The organism is Streptomyces apricus, from assembly GCF_008369065.1.
Taxonomy (GTDB): domain Bacteria; phylum Actinomycetota; class Actinomycetes; order Streptomycetales; family Streptomycetaceae; genus Streptomyces; species Streptomyces apricus.
On the sequence record NZ_VDFC01000040.1, the window covers coordinates 155,937 to 160,796 of the forward strand.

Consider the following 4,860-nt stretch of genomic DNA (forward strand, 5'->3'; position numbering starts at 1 on the left):
GACCCTCAACCATTTAAGACTTAAGGGGTAAAACAAAGTGGCAGCGGAGATCGTCAATCCTCGCAGCGACAGCAGTACGGAACAGGACGGGGCAGGCGGACTACCGCCGAGCCACACCCTCCGCCCGAGCGGCAGCGGCAACCGCCGCAGTGACCGCCGGAGCCACCCGCTCGTCGAACGGCGACGGGATCACGTAGTCCGCCGCGAGGTCGTCCCCGACGACGGACGCCAGCGCCTCGGCCGCCGCGATCTTCATCCCCTCGGTGATCCGGGAGGCCCGCACCTGCAGCGCCCCGGCGAAGATCCCGGGGAACGCCAGCACGTTGTTGATCTGGTTCGGGTAGTCGGACCGCCCGGTCGCGACGACGGCCGCGTACTTGTGGGCGACGTCCGGGTGCACCTCGGGGTCGGGGTTCGCCATGGCGAACACGAACGCGCCCTCGGCCATCGAGGCCACGGCGGGCTCGGGCACCGTGCCGCCGGACACGCCGATGAAGACGTCGGCCCCGGCGAGCGCGGACTCCAGCGAGCCGGACAGCCCGGCCTTGTTGGTCATGGTGGCCAGTTCGCGCTTGACCGGCGTCAGGTCGTCCCGGTCGGCCGACACGATCCCCTTGCGGTCCGCGACGGCCACGTCCCCGAGCCCCGCCTCCAGCAGGAACTTGGCGATGGCCACCCCGGCCGCGCCCGCGCCCGAGATCACGGCCCGCAGCTGCCCCAGGGAGCGTCCGGTCAGCCGCGCGGCGTTGCGCAGGGCGGCCAGCGTGACGACGGCCGTCCCGTGCTGGTCGTCGTGGAAGACGGGGATGTCCAGCCGCTCCTGCAGTTGACGCTCGATCTCGAAGCACCGCGGCGCCGAGATGTCCTCCAGGTTGACGCCGCCGAAGGACGGCGCGAGCCGCACCACGGTCTCGACGATCTCGTCCACGCCCGTGCAGTCCAGCGCGATCGGCACGGCGTCGACCCCGCCGAACTGCTTGAACAGGATCGCCTTGCCCTCCATGACGGGGAGGGAGGCCTCGGGCCCGATGTCGCCGAGTCCGAGCACGGCGGTCCCGTCCGTCACGACGGCGACCACGGACGACTTCCAGGTGTAGTCGTGGACGAGTTCCGGCTGCTCCGCGATGGCCGTGCAGACCTTCGCGACGCCGGGGGTGTACGCGAGGGACAGGTCGTCCTTGTCGCGGACGGGCACGGTGGCCTGCACGGCCATCTTGCCGCCGCGGTGCAGCGCGAACGCCGGATCGAAGGAATCGAGGGGCTCGGCCCCGCCGTCCTGGTCCGTACTGCTGTCGCTGCGAGGATTGACGATCTCCGCTGCCACTTTGTTTTACCCCTTAAGTCTTAAATGGTTGAGGGTCCGCTCCGGGTGAGGGGCGGGCGGGCACCGTGCACGTCCCTGAGGACTGTTGCGCCCCCGGGTGACACTGGGACGGAACGTGCGCGACGGGCGCGCCGCACACGCGCCCTGAGCCCCGGATGAGGGGTGTAAGGAACCTTCATACCGGACGGACCGCACCGCGGACGAGTCGGTGGAGCGAAGGTCACACGCGGACCGCCGCGGAGGACGAATCGGGGCGCCCGGGCTCGTATACCGGAGTGCGAAGGTCACATACCGGTGACATGACTCATGGCCGAATGAGGCGAACAGGCATATGGTGCGAATTAAGCGCCACTAAGCACCTTGATGCCCGAAGTACCCGGAAGCGATCGCCCGCCCCACGGCGTTCACCGCAGATCTTCCGGCGCTTACGGAGGATTTCCGTACAAGGTCCGGTCATGCCGGACTCATCGGGTCCGGTTCGGGGGTCACCCGTTATCCGATTTTGACATGGCAGGGACCCTGAAGGCGTGAGTCCGAATGGCAAGATGCCGTCATCACACGAGGTCGCGACACCCGAAGGTGTGTGTTCTCGTCGACCATCGGCTCCTGCCGAACCATCGGCAACTCCACCCACCCGCCGGAGGAACCCACCATGACCGCACGCTCCACCCGTCGTACGACCACCGCGCAGTCCCGGATAGCCGCGGCCGGTGCGATCGCGGTCGCAGGCGCCCTGCTGCTCTCCGGCTGCGGTGACCAGACCGATGACAAGGACAGCGGCAGCTCGGACAGCTCGGCGTCCAGCTCGGCCCCGCTCGCCGACAAGCTGCCCAAGTCCATCCGCGACAAGGGCACCATCAAGGTCGGCTCGGACATCGCGTACGCACCGGTCGAGTTCAAGGACGACTCCGGCAAGACGGTCGGCATCGACCCCGACCTCGCGGACGCCATGGGCAAGCAGCTCGGCGTGAAGTTCGAGTTCGAGAACGGCACGTTCGACACGCTGCTGACCGGTCTGCGCTCCAAGCGGTACGACATCGCGATGTCGGCGATGACGGACACCAAGGACCGCCAGGAGGGCATCGACGCCGAGACCGGGAAGAAGGTCGGCGAGGGCGTCGACTTCATCGACTACTTCACCGCGGGCGTCTCGATCTACACCAAGCAGGGTGACGAGCAGGGCATCAAGACCTGGGACGACCTGTGCGGCAAGAAGATCGTGGTGCAGCGCAACACGGTCTCCAACGACCTCGCCAAGGACCAGGCCAAGAAGTGTCCGGCGGGCAAGAAGCTCTCCATCGAGGCCTTCGACAACGACCAGCAGGCCCAGACCCGGCTGCGCGCCGGTGGCGCCGACGCCGGTTCCTCGGACTTCCCCGTCGCGGCGTACGCGGCGAAGACCTCCGGCGGCGGCAAGGACTTCGTGGTCGTCGGCGAGCAGGTCGAGGCGGCCCCGTACGGCATCGCGGTGGCCAAGTCGAACACCGAGCTGCGGGACGCCCTGCAGGCCGCGCTCGACGCGATCATCAAGAACGGCGAGTACGACAAGGTCATCGCGAAGTGGGGCGTCGGGGCGGGCGCCGTCAAGGAAGCCACCCTCAACGGCGGCAAGTGACCGCGACCGGCGGCACTGAAAGGCAACATCCGTGACTGTTGACATCGACAAGACGGGCGGCCCCGAGCGCACTCCCCCGGGCGGACCGGAGGCCATCAAGGCCATCCCGGTCCGGCACTACGGGCGGTACGTCTCGGCGGTCGTCGCGATCGCGCTCTTCGCGGCGATCATCTACGCGTTCGCCCAGGGCAAGATCAACTGGGGCGCCGTCCCGGACTACTTCTTCGACGACCGGATCATCAAGGGCGTCGGCCAGACGATGCTGCTCACCGTCCTGTCGATGCTGATCGGCATCGTGGGCGGCATCCTCCTCGCGGTGATGCGCCTGTCGAAGAACCCGGTGACCTCGTCGATCGCGTGGTTCTACATCTGGTTCTTCCGGGGCACCCCGGTCCTGGTCCAGCTCGTCGTCTGGTTCAACCTGGGGCTGGTCTTCGAGTACATCAACCTCGGCCCGGTCTACAAGGACGAGTGGTCGAACTTCATGACGCCGTTGCTGACGGCGCTCCTCGGGCTCGGCCTCAACGAGGCCGCGTACATGGCGGAGATCTGCCGCGCCGGCCTGCTGTCGGTCGACGAGGGACAGACCGAGGCCGCGCACGCCCTGGGCATGAGCCACGGCAAGACGCTGCGGCGGATCGTGATCCCGCAGGCGATGCGCGTGATCGTGCCCCCCACGGGCAACGAGGTCATCAACATGCTGAAGACCACCTCGCTGGTGTCGGTGGTCCAGTTCGCCGAGCTGTTCCGCTACGCCCAGGACATCGGGCAGTCGTCGGGCGCGCCGGTGGAGATGTACTTCCTCGCCGCCGCCTGGTACCTGGTCCTGACCTCGGTGCTCAGCGTCGGGCAGTACTACATCGAGCGGTACTACGCCCGCGGTTCGAGCCGCGCGCTGCCGCCCACGCCGCTTCAGAAGATCAGGGCGAACGTGCTGTCCCTGTCGAACCGCTCGGGCGGAGGAGCAACCGCATGACCGCCGATGTGACGAAGGTCGACCCCGGTACGCCGAAGGACTCGGGTACGCCGATGGTGAAGGCCGAGGGCGTGCACAAGTCCTTCGGCCCGGTCGAGGTCCTCAAGGGCATCGACCTGGAGGTGAAGCCCGGTGAGGTCTTCTGCCTCATCGGCCCGTCCGGCTCCGGCAAGTCGACGTTCCTGCGGTGCATCAACCACCTGGAGAAGGTCAACGCCGGACGGCTGTACGTGGACGGCGAGCTGGTCGGCTACCGCCAGAAGGGCGACAAGCTGTACGAGCTCAAGGACAGCGAGGTCGCGCTGAAGCGGCGGGACATCGGCATGGTGTTCCAGCGCTTCAACCTGTTCCCGCACATGACGGCGACCGAGAACGTCATGGAGGCGCCGGTCCAGGTCAAGGGCGTGAGCCGGGCGCAGGCGCGGGAGCGCGCGGGACAGCTGCTGGAGCGGGTGGGGCTGGGCGACAAGGCCGGCAACTACCCCTCGCAGCTCTCCGGCGGCCAGCAGCAGCGGGTCGCCATCGCGCGGGCGCTGGCGATGGAGCCGAAGCTGATGCTCTTCGACGAGCCGACGTCGGCGCTCGACCCGGAGCTGGTCGGCGACGTCCTCGACGTCATGCGCGACCTCGCCGAGTCGGGCATGACGATGGTCGTCGTCACGCACGAGATGGGGTTCGCGCGGGAGGTCGGCGACTCGCTGGTCTTCATGGACGGCGGCGTGGTGGTCGAGTCCGGCCACCCGCGGGACGTCCTGACGAACCCGCGGCACGAGCGGACGCAGTCGTTCCTGTCGAAGGTGCTTTAGCGCTCGGCGGTGCAGCCGAAATGCGAAGGGGCGGTACGGGAATCCGTACCGCCCCTTCGCGTTCGTTGCCTGCCTGCTGCTTTGTTGCTTACCTGCGGCCGGTGGGGGCTGATCGCGCAGTTCCCCGCGCCCCTAAGGG

4 protein-coding genes are annotated in these 4,860 nt (G+C 68.0%); 3 read left to right on the forward strand and 1 reads right to left on the reverse strand.

Going from position 1 to position 4,860, the window contains the following annotated elements:
- Positions 1-100: 100 nt before the first annotated feature.
- Positions 101-1,324, reverse strand: coding sequence for an NAD(P)-dependent malic enzyme (locus FGF04_RS13625; RefSeq protein ID WP_149511568.1), 1,224 nt, complete (start codon positions 1,322-1,324; stop codon positions 101-103).
- A gap of 652 nt (positions 1,325-1,976) precedes the next feature.
- Between FGF04_RS13625 and FGF04_RS13635 the strand changes: the two genes are divergently transcribed.
- Genes FGF04_RS13635 through FGF04_RS13645 form a run of 3 tightly spaced genes read left to right on the forward strand, consistent with a single transcriptional unit; the run spans position 1,977 to position 4,721 of the window.
- Entirely contained in the window at positions 1,977-2,939 is a 963-nt protein-coding gene (locus tag FGF04_RS13635; protein WP_149511570.1) for an ABC transporter substrate-binding protein, read from the forward strand.
- 31 nt (positions 2,940-2,970) lie between these two features.
- Complete coding sequence (locus FGF04_RS13640) at positions 2,971-3,915, forward strand: amino acid ABC transporter permease (RefSeq protein ID WP_149511571.1); 945 nt, start codon at positions 2,971-2,973, stop codon at positions 3,913-3,915.
- Positions 3,912-4,721, forward strand: a complete 810-nt coding sequence (locus FGF04_RS13645; RefSeq protein ID WP_408055615.1) for an amino acid ABC transporter ATP-binding protein — start codon at positions 3,912-3,914, stop codon at positions 4,719-4,721. Before FGF04_RS13640 ends, FGF04_RS13645 begins: the two co-directional genes overlap by 4 nt.
- The last annotated feature ends 139 nt before the right edge of the window (positions 4,722-4,860 follow it).